Raw genomic sequence first — 19214 nt, 5'->3', positions numbered from 1 at the left:
CTTTTTGCAGATGAAAAAAACGGCGCCCGTTTGCTGCCAGAGAGCCAACGGGCGCCGCCTTCAACTATTGTGCGGTGTGAACTGCGACTCAGATACCGTACTGGGCGCGGTAAGCCTTCATGGCAGCCAGTTGCGCCGCCAGATCCGGCTGCTCGGCCTGCTTCTCTTCCAGATAGGCAATCAGGTCGCTCATCTGAATGATGGCGATGATGTGGGCGCCGTAGTCACGCTCCACCTCCTGAATGGCGGAGAGCTCGCCCTTGCCCTTCTCCTGACGGTCCAGCGCGATCAGTACGCCAGCCAGCGAGGCGCCGTTGGCCTGGATCAGATCCATGGATTCGCGGATGGCAGTGCCGGCGGTGATGACGTCGTCCACCAGCATGACGCGCCCCTTGAGCGGGCTGCCCACCAGATTGCCGCCCTCGCCGTGATCCTTGGCCTCCTTGCGGTTGAAGCACCAGGGCACGTCCACATCGTGCTGCTCCACCAGCTGCACGGCGGTAGCGGAGGCGATGGGGATCCCCTTGTAGGCCGGGCCAAACAGCACATCAAACTCGATACCGGCATCCATCAGAGCGGCGGCATAGAAGCGGCCGAGACGGGCCAGATCGCGGCCGCTGTTGAACAGACCGGCGTTGAAGAAGTAGGGGCTTTTACGACCGGATTTCAGGGTAAATTCACCGAATTTGAGGACCTGTTTCTCCAGGGCGAACTCGATAAATTGACGCTGGTAGGCTTTCATTCTGGCTCCTTGCTTGGCTTGTCGTTGTCTTGTGTGGGGGTATAAAAAAACGCGGTCAATGCCGCGTTTGCAGGATCTGTTGACGCTTCGTCACAGCCGCGACGGAGTCGGTTTTTGCGCAGAACTAGGCATGAGATGCGAAGTTTGGTAATCCAAACGAGGCATCGAATAACGACGTTATGCACAAAAACAGACCCGTCCCTACGGGTTGCGTGGCAAAGGATGCCATGCGTTGTTGCAGGACTTGCCAAGGGAATAACCATTGGCGGCATCCTGCGCCTAGCCTGGCATCCTTTGACACTGCAACGCGACTTGTGCCGAAACATCAACAGGTCCTGGTATCAGGAGAGCGACTGCTTCTGCAGCGCAATGATGTCGGCGATGCCGCCCTTGGCGAGCGCCAGCATCTCCAGCAGCTCCTCATGGGTGAAGGGCTCGGCCTCCGCGGTGCCCTGCACCTCGATGATGCGACCATCTTCGGTCATCACCACGTTCATGTCGGTCTCGGCGGCGGAGTCTTCGATGTACTCCAGATCGCAGATGGCTTCACCCTGATACATACCGACGGAGACGGCGGCGATCATCTGCTTGAGCGGGCTCTGCTTGATCATGCCCTTCTCGACCATCCAGTTCAGCGCATCCACCAGCGCCACGCAGGCACCGGTAATGGAAGCGGTGCGGGTGCCGCCATCGGCTTGCAGCACGTCACAGTCAACTGTGATGGAGTGCTCGCCCAGCGCAGTCAGGTCTACCGCCGCGCGCAGGGAGCGGGCGATCAGACGGGAGATCTCCAGAGTGCGGCCACTCTGCTTGCCGGAGGCCGCTTCGCGGTTCATCCGGGAGTGGGTGGAGCGCGGCAGCATGCCGTATTCGGCAGTTACCCAGCCCTGATTCTTCCCTTTCAGGAAGCGCGGCACGCTGGTGTCAACGCTGGCGGTGCAGAGCACGCGAGTGTTACCGAACTCCACCAGCACTGAGCCTTCTGCATGTTTGGTGAAATTGCGGGTAATGGTAACTGGGCGAAGTTGCGCGGCACTGCGATCGCTTGGACGTGACATGGAACGGACCTCTGGGCTGGCTCAAATTGGCGGGGGATTATAAGTGATCCCGCCCCAAATATCAGCCGCTAAAACCAACACTTCGGCTGACGCCCTGCCCCCAGCTGGGTATAATCCCGCCACACTTCATCAAGCCCGGAACAATCAATGATTCACAGCATGACCGCCTACGCCCGCAAGGAATTCAAGGGCGACTGGGGCACAGCCGTTTGGGAAATTCGTTCGGTAAACCAGCGCTATCTGGAAACCTACATTCGCCTGCCGGAGCAACTGCGCAGCCTGGAGCCGGTACTGCGTGAGCGTTTCCGCGCCAAGCTGCAGCGCGGCAAGGTGGAGTGCAACCTGCGTTTTGAAGCCGCTCAGGCCGCTGCCAGCCAACTCCATATCAATGAAGAGCTGGCCAAGCTGATCATCGACAGCGCCAACTGGGTAATGAAAGAAGCAGGCCAGGGCCAGCTCAACCCGGTCGACGTACTGCGTTGGCCGGGCGTCATGGCTGCCGCCGAACAGGACATGGACGCGGTTGCCTCCGAGCTGCTCGGCGGGTTTGACCAGACCATGGAAGATTTCCTCGCCTCCCGCGCCAGCGAAGGGGCCAACCTCAAGGCGCTGATCGAACAGCGTCTGGCCGGTATTCAGGTGGAAGTGAAGAAGGTGCGCGTCCACCTGCCGCAGATCATCGAGTGGCAGCGCCAGAAGCTCACCGACCGTCTGGCCGAAGCCAAGGTGGAGCTGGATCCGGCCCGCATCGAGCAGGAGATCGTGCTGCTGGCCCAGAAGATCGACGTGGCCGAAGAGCTGGATCGTCTGGAGATGCACATCAGCGAAACCAACAAGATCATGAAGAAGGGTGGCGCCTGCGGTCGTCGTCTCGACTTTATGATGCAGGAGTTCAACCGCGAGTCGAACACCTTGGGCTCCAAGTCCATCAATGCCGAAGTGACCCAGTCCGCCGTCGAGCTGAAAGTCCTCATCGAGCAGATGCGCGAGCAGATCCAGAATATCGAGTAATGGGTCACTGACCATCCGGTTGCTACCTGCAAAAGAGCCCTTGATTCCTCAAGGGCTCTTTTATTTTCAGGCCATCGCACCTGTCGCCCGCCGCCAGTGAGTCAACAGGCGGGGAACACCCTAGCCTATCGGCATCACCAGCGCCGGTTGGTGAGGGTCGCTCAGCCGTTCGGCCAGATAGTCCACCAGCAGCCGCACCTTGGGAGATAAGTGGCGGTTGTGGGGATAGAGGGCCCAGATCCCCTCCGCCGGCGCCCGCAGCTCCGGCAGCAGCTCGATAAGCTCGCCCCGGGCCAGGTGGTCGCTGACGTAGTAGTCCGGCAGCTGGATGATGCCGATCCCCTTGAGCGCCGCATCCAGCAGGGCGTGACCGCTGTTGCAGTGCAGCAGGCCGTGCACCCGCACGCTGTGGGGACGGCCATCCAGGGTGAAGTGCCACTCGTCGCTGTTGCCCACCAGGCAGGTGTGGCGGGTGAGTTCGGAGAGGCTGTTGGGCATGCCGTGGCGGGCGGTATAGGCCGGCGAGGCGCACACATAGGGCACCCGCTGCGCCAGCTTGCGCGCCACCAGGCTGGAGTCCTTGAGATGACCGAGCCGCAGCGCCAGATCGTAGCCCTCGTGTACCAGATCCAGCAGCTGGTTGGTGAGGTTGAGGGTCACCTCCAGCTGGGGGAAGCGCACCATGAAGTCGTTCACCAGCGGGGCGATGCGGCTCTCGCCGTAGGAGACCGGGGCCGTGATGCGCAGGGTGCCCTGCGGCACCGCCTGATGGCGCCCCACCGCCAGCTCCGCCTCATAGAGGTTGTCCAGCAGCTGGCGACAGTGGCGATAATAAATCTCGCCGAGCTCGGTGAGCCGCACCTGACGGGTGGTGCGCAGCAGCAGCTTGGCCTGCAGCCGATCCTCCAGCTGTGCCACCTGCCGGCTCACTTGCGCCACCGACACCCCCAGCTTGCGCGCCGCCGGGGTAAAGCCCCCCTGCTCCGCCACGCTGACAAATTCACAGATCCCTTCCCAGCCGAACATTATTACCTATGTGTAAAAGTGATTTCAGATTTCGCCTTATTATCACCAAATAAGCGGGAAACTACACTGGATGTCCGAACCCATTCACCTCACCCTGCTCAACAATAAGGACATCCGTCATGGCACAGGTTCAAAGCATCAAGTGTAAGGCCGCCATCGCCTGGGGCCCGGGCCAGCCCCTCTCCATCGAAGAGATCGAGGTCATGCCGCCCCAGACGGGCGAAGTGCGGGTGCGCATCGTCGCCACCGGCGTCTGCCACACCGATGCCTTCACCCTCTCAGGTGAAGATCCGGAAGGGGTCTTCCCCTGCATCCTCGGTCACGAGGGGGGCGGCATCGTCGAATCCGTCGGCGAGGGCGTCACCAGCGTCAAGGTGGGCGATCACGTGATCCCGCTCTACACCCCCGAGTGCGGCGAGTGCAAATTCTGCAAATCCGGCAAGACCAACCTGTGCCAGAAGATCCGCGCCACCCAGGGCAAGGGGCTGATGCCGGACGGCACCACCCGCTTCTCCAAGGATGGCCAGCCCATCTATCACTACATGGGCACCTCCACCTTCAGCGAATACACGGTACTGCCGGAGATTTCCATCGCCAAGGTGGACCCGGCCGCCCCGCTGGAAGAGGTCTGTTTGCTCGGCTGCGGCGTCACCACCGGCATCGGCGCCGTGATGAACACCGCCAAGGTGAAAGAGGGTGAGAGCGTCGCCATCTTCGGGCTGGGCGGCATTGGCCTCTCCGCCGTGATCGGGGCTCGCCTGGCCAAGGCCGGCCGCATCATCGCCATCGACATCAACGAGAGCAAGTTCGAGCTGGCCCGCAAGCTGGGCGCCACCGACTGCATCAACCCGAACGACTATGACAAGCCCATCCAGGAGGTGATCGTCGAGCTCACCGACGGCGGCGTCGACTTCTCGTTCGAGTGCATCGGCAACGTCAAGGTGATGCGCGCGGCGCTGGAGTGCTGCCACAAAGGCTGGGGCGAGTCGGTCATCATCGGCGTGGCCGGCGCCGGCCAGGAGATCAGCACCCGCCCGTTCCAGCTGGTCACCGGCCGGGTCTGGCGCGGCAGCGCCTTCGGCGGCGTGCGTGGTCGCAGCGAACTGCCGAGCTACGTGCAGCGCTACATGCAGGGCGAGTTCAAGCTGGACGACTTCATCACCCACACCATGGGGCTTGAGCAGATCAACGAGGCGTTCGATCTGATGCATGAAGGCAAGAGCATCCGCACCGTCATCCACTACTGAGCATGATCACCCCGCCCGCCATCGTGGGCGGGGTGCAGGAGTCCTTCGATGAATCTGGAGATTATCAGCAGCAACAAGAGCTTCGGCGGCTGGCACAAGCGCTATCGCCACAACGCCAGCGTGCTCGGCTGCGAGATGAATTTTGCCATCTATCTGCCGCCTCAGGCCCTCACCGGCCAGAAAGTGCCGGTGCTCTACTGGCTCAGTGGCCTCACCTGCACCGATGAGAACTTTATGCAGAAGGCGGGTGCCCAGCGTATCGCCGCCGAGCTGGGCATAGCACTGGTGGCGCCGGACACCAGCCCCCGCGGTGACGGCGTAGCGGACGACCCCAGTTATGACCTCGGCATGGGAGCTGGCTTTTACGTCAATTCCAGCCAGAGCCCCTGGCAGGCGCACTACCAGATGTATGACTACGTCACCCGCGAACTGCCTGACTTGATAGAGACCCACTTCCCGGTCTCGACCCGCCGCGCCATCAGCGGCCACTCCATGGGCGGTCATGGTGCGCTGATCGCCGCGCTGCGGGAGCCGGGTCGCTACCGCTCGGTCTCGGCGTTCAGCCCGATCTGCCACCCTAGCCGCAGCCCCTGGGGCCAGAAGGCGCTCGGCGCCTACCTCGGCAGCAATCCTCTGCTGTGGCAGGAGTGGGATGCCTGCCAGCTGCTGCGCCACCAGCCGGTCACGCCGCTGCCCACCCTAGTAGATGTGGGGCTGGATGATCCCTTCCTCGCCGAGCAGTTGCATATCGATGCGCTGGCCGAGGTGGCCGCCAGCAAGGGGTGGCCGCTGGAGCTCAACCGCCACGAGGGCTATGACCACAGCTACTACTTCGTGGCGAGCTTTATCGAGGCGCACCTGCGCTTTCACGCCCGCCACCTCTGATCAAAACAGGCCCGTTGCGGGCCTGTTTCAGTTGGGGTGATCGGTTGATATCAACTGCCCGCTCGGGTCACTCCACCGGAGCCTGCGATCTGCTGCTCCACCTTGGGATCGCCCCAGTAGGCGATGTTGCCTGAACCGGCGATGCCGACTTTCAGCGTCTCCTGCGCCCGCACCGCCACATCACCGCTGCCGGCGATATTGACCTCTACCTCGTTGCCGTGCATCCCGCTCCCGAGCACATCGCCAGATCCGGCAATGTTCAGCTCGATGGCCTGTGCCGAACCGCTGCCCAGCTCCAGACTGCCGGTGCCTACGATATTCCCTTCCAGCCGTTTCAGCTCCAGCTGACTGGCGACGATGTCACCGGTACCGGCCACCGACAGCACCAGCGAATCCCCCTTGAAGCCGCTCAGATCGCCGTTGCCGGTCCCGGCCAATGCCAGTTCGTTCAGCACCGGCAAGGTGATGGTCAGCTCCAGCGGCTCGGTAGGATCGAGCCGGTAACCCTCCTTCACCTCGATCTCCAGCTTGTCGCCGCTCTCGGTCAGCACCAGATAGGGCAGCAGGTTCTCCTGCCCCTTGATCAGGATATCGCGCGGCTCCCCCGCGACCAGATGGAGGGTGGCAGGCACCCCCGCCAGCACACGGGTCACCCCGTCACCGAGCGCCTGCTGGCGCTCGACCACAGCCCCCGTTCCGGTCACTCTGGTCTGATCCAGCCAGTTACAACCACTGAGCCCTGCCATCAACATGACAACCATCATCCATTTCATCACTACTCTCCTCCTTATGTGTTGGCCATCCCGGGCCACTTGGCTTTCATGCTCTGCAAAGCGCGAGCCAAAAACTAACATTATGATTCAAAAGAAAATAACTGTTTCGCCCAGAACAGAACGAAGAATTTAGAGAGTCATTTAGACCATATTTTGGTGAAAATAACCATTCTCGAACGGATATAATTGTGGCTGATTGGCGGGTCGTCCTGCCGGTCACTATGCTGACAGGCCGTGGAAGTTTTTAATTGCCCTGCCGGCCTGTTGAGCCAATAGTGGTACTTCGTGCGTACCAAGCTCTCCATTGCGGTAATGTCATTACCACTGTCTTGTCAGTCTTCACTGCCAACAAGGAGTCAGAGCGTGACCCAAGCAAGCCCTCTCTATTCCACTGCCACCGGTCTGCCGGAGCCGACTCGCACCCCGTTGCTGACCGGCAGCGATCCCGAGCAGAAACGGCGCGAGCTGCTCACCTACTTCTGTCAGACCTTCGATCTCTACGACTCGCTGTTCGACTGTCTGACCGATGAGCGCGCCTGGTTCAACAAGGCGATCCCGCTGCGCCATCCGCTCATCTTCTACTACGGCCACACCGCCGCCTTCTTCATCAATAAACTGCTGGCGGCGCGCCTGATCGACCAGCGGCTGGATGCCCGCATCGAGGCCATGGTCGCCATCGGGGTGGACGAGATGAGCTGGGATGATCTGGACGAGACCCACTACGACTGGCCCAAGGTCAGCGAGCTGCGCAGCTATCGGGCCAAAGTTCGTTCGCTGGTGTGCGATTTTATTCGCCAGATGCCGCTCACCCTGCCCATCGACTGGCAGAGCCCTGCCTGGGTGATCCTGATGGGGATAGAGCACGAGCGCATCCACCTCGAGACCTCCAGCGTGTTGATCCGCCAGTTGCCGCTCGCCTGGGTGCGGCCGCAGCCTTATTGGCCCGCCTGCACTGAAGCCCGCCACCGCATTGACCAGGTGCCCGCCAACAGCCTGCTGCCGGTGGCCGGCGGCAAGGTGCGCCTTGGCAAGCAGGACGCCACCTACGGCTGGGACAACGAATATGGCGAGCGCCATATCGAGCTGGCCCCGTTTCAGGCCAGCCGCATGCTGGTGAGCAATGCCGAGTACCTCGCCTTCGTACAGGCGGGCGGCTACGGCCAGCAACAGTGGTGGGATGAGGAGGGATGGGGCTGGTGCCAGTACGCCAAGGCGCAGATGCCCACCTTCTGGGTCGGCGACCCCGCCGAACCCGAGCAGTTGCAGCTGCGGCTGATGACCGAGCAGGTCGCCATGCCATGGGACTGGCCGGTGGAGGTGAATCAGCTGGAGGCGGCTGCCTTCTGTCGCTGGCAGGCGGCCCGGACCGGACTCCCCATCCAGCTGCCGAGCGAGGCAGAGTGGATGCTACTGCGCGAGCAGCTATCCGGCGATCAGCCGGGCTGGACGGAGGCCCCCGGCAATATCAATCTGGCACGTTTCGCCTCCTCCTGCCCGGTGGATGCCTGCCCGCAAGGGGAGTTCTTCGATCTGGTGGGCAATGTCTGGCAGTGGACCAGCACCGCCATCGATGGCTTCGACGGCTTTAAAATCCACCCGCTCTACGACGACTTCTCCACCCCCACCTTTGATGGCAAGCACACCCTGATCAAGGGCGGCAGCTGGATCAGCACGGGTAACGAAGCGCTCAAATCATCCCGTTACGCCTTCCGGCGTCACTTCTTCCAGCATGCGGGTTTCCGCTATCTGGTCTCCCGTTATCAGGAACCCGTTATCGTGAATCCCTATGAAACCGACACGCTGGTCGCTCAGTACCTCGACTTCCAGTACGGCCCGAGCCACTTCGGGGTAGCCAACTACGCCAAGACGCTTGCGGATCTTGCTGGCGAGCTGTGCAGCAACCACCAGCGGGCGCTGGATATCGGCTGTGCCACCGGCCGCGCCAGCTTCGAACTGGCCCGCCACTTCCAGCATGTGGACGGGGTGGACTACTCGGCCCGCTTCATCGATGTGGCGCTGGCCCTCGCCAGCCAGGACAGTTTCCGCTACGCCATTCCGCTGGAGGGTGAACTGGTGGAGTATTGCGAGGCACGCCTGTCGAGCCACGGGCTGGGGGCGAGCCAGGCGGAGCGCATCCACTTCAGTCAGGGGGATGCCTGCAACCTCAAGCCCAAATATGACCACTACGATCTGGTGCTCGCCTCCAACCTCATCGATCGGCTGCGGGAGCCCGCCCGCTTCCTGCGGGATATCGCCCCCCGGCTGCGCAGCGGTGGCCTGCTGGTGCTCACCAGCCCCTATACCTGGCTGGCGGAATATACCCCGCCCGCCAACTGGCTCGGCGGCATTCGCGAAAACGGCGAGGCGCTCACCACCTATCAGGCGCTGCAACGGCTGCTGGCGGCGGAGTTCGAGGAGCACTGCCCGCCCCGGGATGTGCCCTTCGTCATCCGCGAGACCGCCCGCAAATACCAGCACACGGTGGCGCAGCTCACCGTCTGGCGCAAACGCTAATCCGCCGAGCGGCATTCAGATGAAAAGAGGGAGGCCAACGGGCCTCCCTCTTGTTATGGCAATCAAAACGGCGCGAGTATCAATGCCCCTGCTCGTGATAGCGGCGTGCCAGCACGGCGCAGACCATCAGCTGGATCTGGTGGAAGATCATCAGCGGGAGCACCATCACCCCGACGCTTGCGGCCGGGAACATGACGTTGGCCATCGGCACCCCGTTGGCGAGGCTCTTCTTGGAGCCGCAGAAGACGATGGTGATCTCGTCCGCCTTGTCGAAGCCGAGGCGACGACTGATCCAGACGTTCCAGCAGAGCACCAGCGCCAGCAAGACGCAGCTCAGCAGCACGATACTGGCCAGATCGTACCAACCTACTTGATGCCAAATCCCCTGCACCACCGCCTCGCTGAAGGCGACATAGACCACCAGCAGGATGGAGCTCTGATCCAGCTTGCCGATGAGCGGACGATGGCTGTCGACCCAGCGACCGATGAGTGGACGCGACAGGTGGCCCACCACGAACGGCAGCATCAGCTGCATCATGATGGACTGGATGGAGTGCCAGGTGTCGATCCCCTCCCCCTGTACGTGGATCATCATCCCCACCAGCACCGGCGAGAGAAAGATACCGAGGATGCTGGAGGCCGAGGCGCTGCACACCGCCGCCGACACATTGCCGCCAGCCATGGAGGTAAAGGCGATAGCCGACTGCACGGTGGCAGGCAGAGCGCAGAGATAGAGGAAGCCAAGGTAGATGGCCGGGCTCAGCCAGCTCGGCACCAGCGGGGTGAGCAGCAGCCCGAGCAGCGGAAAGAGCACGAAGGTGCTGAGCATCACCACCAGATGAAGCCGCCAGTGACCGAGACCTGCCAGCAGGTTCTGGCGCGACAGCTTGGCGCCATGCATGAAGAACAGGAGCGCCACCGCCAGCTTGGTCAGCAGACCGAACCAGACAGCCACCTGCCCCTCGCAGGGAAATAGGGAGGCCAGAGTGACCACCGTAATCAGCACAACAGTAAAGGGATCCAGACGCACGAAAGGTCTCCATCAGAAGGGCATCCTGCAGCCATGGCGACAGTCAGGATTGGGGAGGACAAGAAACAGAGCGGGAGATGTCTGGCACCTCCCGCTAAAACGAATCTCCAGCTTACCCCGATAACGGAGAGGCGCAACGTTGTGCAGCGGTTAATTGTTCATCAATGCTTAACGCCTTTGCTTTGTCGAATAGCGGAAGTTGCTGACCCGCAGCCAGATAGCGCCAAACCGCGGCTAAATGGATAAAAAACGGGCGACCAAGGCCGTCCGTCTCGCTTTTTCGTTCTGCCGATCAGTGCTGGCTGGCCAGCTTGCCGTTGCCGGTTTTCTTCTCATTGCCGGCGAGCTTGCGAGCCTGCCGCTTCTCGAAGCGGGAGATCCACCAGTAGGCCAGCGCCGAGAAGACCGCTGTCATAAAGACGTTGATGAAGAAGGCGCGCACCAGATCCACCCCGGCCGGGAAGGCGGAGGCGCTCATGCTCACCACGAAGATGGCGATCAGCACCGACACTACGCACATCCCGAACTTGCGCGACCCCATGCGGAAGTCACGGGGGGTATCGTCATGTTTCCAGCGGAACACGAAGTAGGCCACCATGATGAAGATCGGCGGCAACATGGCGGTGCCGGCGGTGAGGTTGATGGCGGTGTTCATCATCTGCTGCACCGACTCGGAACCGAAGCCGTTGACCACCAGCATCACGAACACAAAGGTAAACTGCCACCAGGCGGCGCGCACCGGCACGCCGTGCTCGTTGAGCTGGGTGGTCTTCTCGCCGTAAACCCCCTGCGGGATCTCGGAGAAGTGGATCTTCACCGGCGCCGAGGTCCACATCATCATGGAACCAAACATGGCGATAAACAGCACCACGCCGACGAAGCGGCCCACCAGCGCCTCGGAAAGCCCGAAGTACTGGGCCATGCCAGTGAAGATCTCCACCATGCCGCCGGCATAGGTGAGGCTCTCGCGCGGCACGAACACGTTCACCAAAAGGGAACCGACCGCATACATGGCACCGATGACGATACCCGCACTGATGATCACCTTGATAAAGGACTTCTGGCCGCCCTTGACATCATTGAGGTAGGCCGCTGCGGTCTCGGCACCGCCCGCCGCCTGGAAGATCCAGCACATGATACCCAGCGTTGCCCAGTTGACTGTGGGAGTCATCGCCTCCAGCGTGATGGGCTGGGCCGGCACATGATCGCCACTCAGGGCCATCAGGGCGCCCAGCACATAGATGGCGAACAGGGCAAACACACCGTAGGCCACGATCTCGGCAATCTTGCCGAGCCAGCTCGCCCCCTTGGTGGAGATGTGGGTCGCCGCCGCAAACAGCACGATGGAGATGATCGAGGTGACCATTGGCGAGAAGCTGTACTCATAGCCCAGCATGGCGTAGGAGGCGTAGGCGATGACGTTGGGCAGCAGGGAGACAAACCAGAACAGGTTCACGAACCAGTAGAGAAACGAACCCAGATAGGCCATCCGGGTGCCGAGCGGTTTTTTAAGCCAGTCGTACATCCCCGACTCGGAGTTTTTGTTGGCCGAAACGAACTCGGCGATGATGAAGACGAACGGGATGAAGTAGACGAGGGTCGCCAGCAGGAAGATGGGGGCGGAGCTGAGCCCCAGCTCGATGTTGTTGTTGACGATGTTGCGCACGTTGAACACGGCGGCAAAGGTCATCGACAACAGGGCAAACTTGCCTATGGTGCCGCGTACGGATTCAGACATGGTGTCCTCCAGTGGACTCGCGCTCCCTGCGGGTAACGCTGTGACTCTGTGATGTGTTTGGCAAGGGTCTGTCGGCCCCGCCCTTTACTCTCTTGTTATGATCGGGCCGCGTGGACGGCCTCGTTGGTGAACCGGTGCCGTCTCCCGCACCGGCTCGCAATACCAGTCAGACGATCGGAGTGCCCGGCGCCATCGGCACCCGCGGCTGCAACAGCACGCTCTGGCTCTCGTCCGGGATCTCGGCGCAGAGCAACATGCACTCGGAACGCTCGCCGCGCATTCTGGTGGGCTTGAGGTTGGTCAGCACCACCACCTCGCTGCCCATCAGCTCCTCTTCGCTGTAGTAAGGCACCAGACTGGTGACGGTCTGCAGCGGTCGCTCGCCCCCCACGTCGATCTGGACGATGTAGAGTTTGTCGGCCCCGGGGTGGCGCACCACCTCCAGCACCTTGCCCACCTTCATCTCGACCCGTTTGAATTCGGCAAACTCGATCGTCTCGCTCATGCTCTTTTCCTTTTCTGGTTCAACGGTTTGCGGGTGGCCAACGGCCACCCGGTTTTATTCGGATTCACTGCAGTGCCTATGGCGTCTGCATGGCAACCTGCGCTGTCGGCTGGGCCTCTTTGGCACGCGCCTCGGCGCTGAGGGAGGCCTCGTATCTGTTGTATTTCCACCAGGCGAAGCCGAGGAAAATCACGATCCCGCCGACGTTGTAGAAGATGATGGTCATGATGTCGGCGCCGGTCGGGAAGGTGGAGGCGAGGAAGCCCACCGAGAAGATGGCGATCAGTACCGACACCACGGCGATGCCGGTGGTGCGCGAACCCATCTTGAACTCCCGCGGCAGGTAGTCGAGCTTCAGACGCAGATTGAGGTAGGCCAGCATGATGAACAGCGGCGGCAGCATGGAGGCGGCGGCGGTCATGTTGATGACGGTGTTCATCAGATCCTGCGCTGTGTTGGAGCCCAGGGTCGGGATCACCATCAGCGGCAGCACTATGAGGTACTGGATCCAGGCAGCGCGGGCGGGTACGCCGTTCTCGTTCAGCTCGACGGTTTTCTTGCCGAAGATGCCGGCCGGGATCTCGGAGAAGAAGATTTTCACCGGGGTCGCGGTCCACATCAGCAGGGAGCCGAACATGGCGGTGAAGGAGACCAGCCCGACAAAGCGGTTCATCAGGATCTCCGGCAAGCCGAAATGGGCTGCCAGCCCCTCAAACACCTGCACCGAGCCGCCGGTATATTTCAGGGTGTCGCTGTGGACGAACACGTTGATCAACAGCGATGCGATGGAGTAGAGCACGCCGATAAAGATCCCGGCGACGATGATCACTTTCACGAAGGATTTGGAGCCGCCCTTCACGTCATTGACGTAGACCGCCACCGACTCGGCGCCACCGGCCGCCATAAAGATCCAGGTGGTGATGCCGAGGAAGGCCCAGCTGAAATCGGGGACCATGGCCTCGACCGTGATGGGGTCGGCTGGCTGCACGCCGCCCACCAGTGCCGCACCTGCCAGCAGGATGTAGGAGAGGGTCAACAGCAGCATCAGGGACGAGGTCACCGAAGTGATAGGGCCCAGCATCTTGGCGCCGTTGGTGGAGACGTAGGTGGCAAAGGCAAACAGCACCATGCTCAATGCCGTGGTCGCCACCGGGGTGAGAATGTATTCGTAGCCGAGGAAGGCATAGGAGGCGTAGGCGATGACCCGCGGCAACAGCGAGGTGAAGAAGAAGAGGTTCACGAACCAGTAGGTGTAGGCGGAGATAAAGGCCCAGCGACCGCCGAGGGAGCTCTTCACCCAGGCATACACCCCCGCTTCGGAGTTTTTGTTCAGTGACACAAATTCCGCAATGATCAGACAGAACGGAATGAAGTAAAAAATGGTGGCCAGAAAGAACATCGGGGCCGAGGCCAGACCGATCTCGATGTTGTTGTTGATGACGTTGTTGAAGCTGAATACCGCCGCGAAGGTAAGCGACAGCAGACCAAACTTGCCGATCGTATTGCGTTTGGAATCAGACATGGTGCATCTCCAGACCTGTAGTTATTGCAGCGAAAGAGCGGGGCATGATTTGTAGGGTGAGCCCCGCCCTTTCGGCTTTGTCAGTGCAGAACTAGCGGCTTGTTATTTGTTCTTGAAGTAGCCGCCTTCGACGGTGACCTTGATGATCAGCTTGCGCACCAGTGCATCACCGACAAACCGGTAAGCCTCGTCGTTCTCGAAGATCACCACCTGACCCTTGCCCACCTGCTGGCGCTCACGCACCTCGCCGGCCAGCCACTCGCGGTCTGTGGTGTCGTCATAAGCCTGCTCGACCCGCAGATCCGACTTGGGGGCCCACTCCACCGTCTCTGCCCCTTCCAGGTAGTAGTGGACGTCGAAGTAGCGACGCTGCCCCTCGAACAGTGAGGTGGCCGGGCTGGCCCCCTCCTGCAAGCGGTAGGTGAGAGAGTCACCGATGGAGTGGCAGATGCCGGGCTTGAGGTTGGCCAGGTTGTTGATGGCCTCCACGCAGCGGCCCCACTTCTTGCCCTCCCGGTAGATGTTTTTGAACAGGGTCAGGTTGTCCAGGGTGATCATGCGAGGTTCCTCCCGCCGTTGATGGTGAGATCGAGCCCGGCCAGCGCAGCCGGATTGAGGTTGCCACGGGCGATGGGCAGCAGGGTCAGGCCGAAGCTGAATGGCTCGAAGCGCACCCGCCAGGAGTCCAGCACCTCGGAGCCCCAGGAGTTGGAGCCGAGCCCCAGCACCTTGTGATCCAGGTTGAGAGTGAGATAGCCACTCGGTTCCAGCTCGTTGATGTGCTGCGCCGCGTGGATATGCTCCCAGCTGTAGGGCCAGACACTCAGGTTGATGGGGGCATCGGGTCGCACGTAGAGACCGGCACCGTGACGGTTGGTCAGGGTCGCCCAGCGTACCTGCTGGCGGTTGCCGTTGTCCTGCGGGAAGGGGTAGTGCTCCCACATCTCGCTGACTGTGCTCTGGAAGCTGTCGATCCAGTTGCTCTGGCGGCTGTCCTGATAGTTTTCGCCCGGCCCCATGCCGTAGTAGTGCACCCGGTCGAGATCCTGACGAATGCCCAGCTCGAAGCCGATCTTGGGGATGATGTCGTCATAACCGCCGTAGGGCTGACCGGACAGCGCTACATGCAGCTGACCGTTCGGGCTCAGGGTGTAGACGTAGCGGCAGCGCATGCCGAAGTCGAACACCGGCGGCGCGATCAGACTCTCCACCGTCACCTCGACCGCGTCACCCAGCTGACGCCAGCTCAGAGTGCGGAAGTGCTCCTGCATGATCTGCAGGTGGTTCGGGTGCCACAGGCTCTCGTACTCCTGCTTGTGGTTGTCGATCATCGGCTTGAAGAAGGTGAGGCGCGGCGAGCGCTCGATGAGCTCGATACCATCCTGCTGCCAGCTCACCAGCTTGCCGTCGAGGCGCGAGAAACGCAGGGCGAAGCCGCTGCCGCTCAAGGTCAGATCAAGCCGTTCGTCGGCAATCTGCAACGGGGTGGCGTTGGGATTGGCAAAGGGCTGCAGCTGGCGAGTCGACTCTTTCAGCTGGAACTGGTACTGGCCCAGCTGGTGCTCCGCCGCGCTGTAACGGGTGGCGGTGGCCTTGATGACCCGCAGCTGGACGAAGGTTTCCCGCCCATCGAGCGTGGGCAGCTCGAGTTGCAACTCGGTGATGGCACCGGGAGCCACCCCTTCCAACCGGATTTGCTGGCTGGCCAGCAGCTCGCCCTCGGCCTTCACCTCGACCAGCAGGCGGATATCGTCGAGAGTGGAGAACCAGTAGCGGTTTTCCACTTCCAGCTTGCCGCTCGCCAGATCCAGCGCGCGCACCTTGACCGGGCAGATCACCTGCTTGTATTCACGCAGGCCCGGCCCCGGGGTCTGATCCGGATAGATGAGGCCATCCATGCAGAAGTTGTAGTTGTTGGGATAGTCGCCGTAGTCGCCGCCGTATTTGTAGACGGGGCGCCCCTGCTCGTCCTGATCCAGAATGCCGTGATCGCACCACTCCCAGATGTAGTGGCCCTGAATGTGGGGATGACGGTCAAACACCTGCTGGTATTCGCTCAGGCCACCCGGGCCGTTGCCCATGGCGTGGGCGTATTCGCAGAGAATACGCGGCTTCGCCATCGGGAACTCGCCGAAGCAGTTCATCTGGGAGACGCGGGAGTACATGGTGCTCACCACATCTACCACCTCGGCATCGCGATCCTCTTCGTAGTGCACCAGCCGGGTCGGGTCGATCGCCTTGCAGCGCTGGTACATGGCTCTGATGTTGCAGCCGTAGCCGGACTCGTTGCCGAGCGACCAGATGATGATGGAGGGGTGGTTCTTCTGGGCGTGCACGTGGCGCTCGATGCGATCCACGAACACCGGCTCCCAGAAGGGGTCGTCGGTGATGCGGCTGAGATCACCGACGTTGGCAAAACCGTGGGTCTCCACGTCGGTCTCCGCCATCACGAACAGACCGTACTGGTCGCACAGCTCATAGAAGCGCGGGTCGTTCGGGTAGTGGGCGGTGCGCACCGAGTTGAGGTTGTGCTGCTTCATCAGCACGATATCACGCTCAACACGGTCCATACCGACCGCGCGGCTCTTGAGGTGGTCGTTGTCGTGACGGTTCACACCGTGCAGCTTGAGGTAGTGGCCGTTGACGTAGAAGAGGCCATCCTTGACCTTGATTTCACGCACCCCGACCCGCTGCGGGATCACTTCCAGCAGCTCGCCCTGACCGTTGTAGAGGGAGAGTTGCAGCTGATAGAGGTAAGGATCTTCGGCACTCCACAGATGGGGATTGGCCAGATCCAGCGTGAAGCGGCAATCACACTTGCCGTCGATGGCGAGATGATCGAGCAAACCGCTGGCGAGCTCGTTGCCCTGATCCAGGAGCGACCAGACCAGACGGTGATCACGGACGGGCGCCCCCAGATTTTCCAGCTGGATATCACAGCTCAGGGTAGCGCTCTGATTGTCATCGGCCAGCGCGGTGCGGATGAAGAAGTCATGCACATGGGCGGCCGGTTTGCCCACCAGATAGACATCGCGGAAGATCCCCGCCATCCACCACATGTCCTGATCTTCGATATAGGTGGAGTCAGCCCACTGCATCACCCGCACCGACAGCAGGTTCTCGCCAACCTTGGCGTAGGCGCTGATATCGAACTCGGCGGTGAGACGACTGCCCTTGCTGAAGCCAACGTAGTGGCCGTTCACATAGACCTCGAAGTAGGTCTCCACCCCGTCAAACTTGATGATCACCTGCTCGCCGTCCCAGGCCGGGCTCAGCATGAAGCTGCGCTGATAAGCGCCGGTGGGGTTGTTGGTCGGCACGAAGGGCACGTCGATGGGGAAGGGAAAACCTTCGTCGGTGTACTGCAGCTGACCATGTCCTTCCATCTGCCACATGTTGGGCACGGTGATCTGGCCCCACTCGCTCATGGGGCTGTGATAGAAGGCCTCCGGCACCTGCAGGGGGTGGTCGAAGTAGTGGAACTGCCACTGGCCGCCAAGGCTCAGAAAACGGCGGCTCAGCTCGCGCTGCATAGTGGCCGCCAGCCCGTGGTCGGCATAAGAGAAGAAGTAGGCACGCGGGGCCAGCCTGTTTTCACCAACGAATTGGACGTTTTCCCAGTTATTCACATGTCCTCCCGGAACAAGGCAACGTTAACTGGGTAAACTCTAGATAAACATTTACTAAATATCAGCTTTGGATTGGTAAAGTTTTAACCTGATCACAATGAACAGATGGTTTTGTGAGCGAGATCGGAAGCGGGAGATAAAGGAGAGCAAGATATGGAGGAGTGGCATAGATGTTGATAGCCGTTGGCTGAACTGCAATAAAATAAACTATAAAACAATACGATATGACGTCACGGGATGATATGGGAAATAAGTTTACTTGGGAGAGGAGTCGCACCACCGCAAGATGGCGCGACTAAAAAGCAGAATGTTTTACTAAAATCAGCGAGTGGTGCCACGCAGGGTCAACTTGCTCGGTACCAGCACCCGAAGGGGAATATCCCGCTCGTCTCGCAGCCGCTCAACCAGCAAATTGACCCCCTGGGAGCCCATCAACTCGGAGTGGATCCGCACCGTAGAGAGCGGCGGGAAGGTGAACTTGGCGGTCGGGATATCGTTGACGCTGATAAGCTCGATCTGCTGGGGAATCGCCAGTCCCTTCTCATGAATGGCACGCAGCACACCGATGGCGATGGAGTCGGAGGCGACGAACAGCGCCTTGGGCCAATCCCCTGCCAGCATCTCCTTCGCCAACTGGTAGCCGGAAGCGCTGGAGAAGTCCCCACGATAGAGATCGCTCTCCTGCACCACCCCCAACCGCTGACCATAATCCCGGAAGGCCAGTTCGCGCAGATCCGGATTCTCATCCTGGCCACCGATATAACCGATGCGCTGGTGTCCCTGAGCGATAAAATAATCCACCACTTGCTGGCTGATCAGGGCGAGATCCACATCGACCGAGTCGAACTCTCCTTGTGAACGGCAGTCGACAAACACCAGCTGGCTGGAACAAGCCCTTAGCTGGACGAGACGTTCGGCTGTGAGGGTGCCTACCACCAGAATGCCATCCACGGCGCTCAGCTCGCGCCCTTCACCACAGTTGTAGAGATGAGTCAGCTCGATATTGAGGCGGGCACTCTGGGTCTCGATACCATAACGGATGGCGAGATAGTAAGGGTCGTTGACCTCGGTACTCTGGGGATAGGCATAGACCACCAGAAAGTGCAGCTTGCTCTTGTGTACCCCCTTGCGGGCGCTGCTGGTCTTGTACTCCAGCCGTTCGGCAATCTCGAAGATCCGCTGCTTGGTCTCTTCCTTGACGCTCAGGCTGGGATCCTCGTTCAGTACCCGGGATACCGTGGCGAGAGAAACCCCCGCTTCCTGTGCAATTTCCTTCAACGTAGCCATCAATACCTCGCTGGCAGCATCACGTGTTAATCGGCAACGGCTAAAGAGTAACGGGCAATCCCTTGATAGCCCAGCACTTTTACTAAAATGCCGGCGGCAGGGCAGTTTTTGAATTGCAGAAATGCAAAAAGGCCTCCCGAATGGGAGGCCTTTTCTAAATAGGTGCCTGACAGTGTCCTACTCTCGCATGGCGAATGCCACACTACCATCGGCGCTACCGCGTTTCACTTCTGAGTTCGGCATGGGA

At 60.9% G+C, this 19214-nt stretch carries 15 protein-coding genes; 4 read left to right on the top strand and 11 right to left on the bottom strand.

Annotation, left to right across the window (positions count from 1 at the left end):
* Nucleotides 1–88 precede the first annotated feature (88 nt).
* Together pyrE and rph are read right to left on the bottom strand one after the other, a co-directional pair.
* Nucleotides 89–742: an orotate phosphoribosyltransferase gene (pyrE, locus tag G5193_RS15280; RefSeq protein WP_421206293.1), complete on the bottom strand. Its 654-nt coding sequence runs from the start codon at nt 740–742 to the stop codon at nt 89–91.
* A gap of 341 nt (nt 743–1083) precedes the next feature.
* Nucleotides 1084–1800 carry a ribonuclease PH gene (rph, locus tag G5193_RS15275; RefSeq protein ID WP_005339589.1) on the bottom strand — a complete coding sequence of 239 codons (717 nt, stop codon included), beginning with the start codon at nt 1798–1800 and terminating at the stop codon, nt 1084–1086.
* A 147-nt stretch (nt 1801–1947) separates the two neighbouring features.
* On the opposite strand from rph, the gene G5193_RS15270 reads away from it, so the two are divergent.
* Nucleotides 1948–2811, top strand: a complete 864-nt coding sequence (locus G5193_RS15270) for a YicC/YloC family endoribonuclease (protein WP_421206292.1) — start codon at nt 1948–1950, stop codon at nt 2809–2811.
* Between the two features lie 120 nt (nt 2812–2931).
* Here G5193_RS15270 and G5193_RS15265 read toward each other — a convergent pair whose 3' ends face one another.
* Nucleotides 2932–3837 (bottom strand): LysR substrate-binding domain-containing protein, encoded by a 906-nt coding sequence (locus G5193_RS15265; protein WP_270905556.1) that lies wholly within the window; start codon nt 3835–3837, stop codon nt 2932–2934.
* A 119-nt stretch (nt 3838–3956) separates the two neighbouring features.
* Here G5193_RS15265 and G5193_RS15260 point away from each other — a divergent pair, with 119 nt between their 5' ends.
* Both G5193_RS15260 and fghA read left to right on the top strand, forming a co-directional pair.
* Nucleotides 3957–5084 carry an S-(hydroxymethyl)glutathione dehydrogenase/class III alcohol dehydrogenase gene (locus G5193_RS15260; RefSeq protein WP_421206291.1) on the top strand — a complete coding sequence of 376 codons (1128 nt, stop codon included), beginning with the start codon at nt 3957–3959 and terminating at the stop codon, nt 5082–5084.
* Nucleotides 5085–5132: 48 nt separating this feature from the next.
* Entirely contained in the window at nt 5133–5969 is an 837-nt protein-coding gene (fghA, locus tag G5193_RS15255) for an S-formylglutathione hydrolase (protein ID WP_257701249.1), read from the top strand.
* Between the two features lie 50 nt (nt 5970–6019).
* Here the strand turns inward: fghA and G5193_RS15250 are convergent, their stop codons facing one another.
* Complete coding sequence (locus tag G5193_RS15250) at nt 6020–6742, bottom strand: head GIN domain-containing protein (protein ID WP_421206290.1); 723 nt, start codon at nt 6740–6742, stop codon at nt 6020–6022.
* A 363-nt stretch (nt 6743–7105) separates the two neighbouring features.
* Between G5193_RS15250 and ovoA the strand changes: the two genes are divergently transcribed.
* The gene (ovoA, locus tag G5193_RS15245) at nt 7106–9256 is read left to right on the top strand and encodes a 5-histidylcysteine sulfoxide synthase (RefSeq protein ID WP_421206289.1); all 2151 of its coding nucleotides are present in this window, start codon (nt 7106–7108) and stop codon (nt 9254–9256) included.
* Nucleotides 9257–9335: 79 nt separating this feature from the next.
* Here the strand turns inward: ovoA and G5193_RS15240 are convergent, their stop codons facing one another.
* From G5193_RS15240 to ebgR, 7 genes are all read right to left on the bottom strand, one after another.
* A complete protein-coding gene (locus G5193_RS15240; RefSeq protein WP_421206288.1) occupies nt 9336–10286 on the bottom strand; it encodes a bile acid:sodium symporter family protein in 951 nt (316 codons plus the stop codon).
* Between the two features lie 292 nt (nt 10287–10578).
* Nucleotides 10579–12024 (bottom strand): amino acid permease, encoded by a 1446-nt coding sequence (locus tag G5193_RS15235; protein ID WP_421206287.1) that lies wholly within the window; start codon nt 12022–12024, stop codon nt 10579–10581.
* 166 nt (nt 12025–12190) lie between these two features.
* On the bottom strand, nt 12191–12529 hold the full coding sequence (locus G5193_RS15230) for a tRNA-binding protein (protein ID WP_162895417.1): 339 nt from the start codon (nt 12527–12529) through the stop codon (nt 12191–12193).
* Between the two features lie 76 nt (nt 12530–12605).
* Entirely contained in the window at nt 12606–14051 is a 1446-nt protein-coding gene (locus tag G5193_RS15225) for an amino acid permease (RefSeq protein ID WP_421206286.1), read from the bottom strand.
* Between the two features lie 102 nt (nt 14052–14153).
* A complete protein-coding gene (locus G5193_RS15220) occupies nt 14154–14609 on the bottom strand; it encodes a beta-galactosidase subunit beta (RefSeq protein WP_421206285.1) in 456 nt (151 codons plus the stop codon).
* Nucleotides 14606–17680 (bottom strand): beta-galactosidase subunit alpha, encoded by a 3075-nt coding sequence (gene ebgA / locus G5193_RS15215; RefSeq protein WP_421206284.1) that lies wholly within the window; start codon nt 17678–17680, stop codon nt 14606–14608. The genes G5193_RS15220 and ebgA overlap by 4 nt, the downstream gene beginning before the upstream one ends.
* Nucleotides 17681–18001: 321 nt before the next feature.
* A complete protein-coding gene (gene ebgR, locus G5193_RS15210) occupies nt 18002–18967 on the bottom strand; it encodes a transcriptional regulator EbgR (protein ID WP_005342046.1) in 966 nt (321 codons plus the stop codon).
* Between the last annotated feature and the right edge of the window lie 247 nt (nt 18968–19214).

Origin of the sequence: Aeromonas sp. 601027 (assembly GCF_049174455.1) — a bacterium.
GTDB classification, from domain to species: Bacteria; Pseudomonadota; Gammaproteobacteria; order Enterobacterales; family Aeromonadaceae; genus Aeromonas; species Aeromonas veronii_A.
The sequence above is the reverse complement of the archived record's forward strand: the minus strand, read 5'-3'. Positions and strand labels throughout refer to the sequence as shown.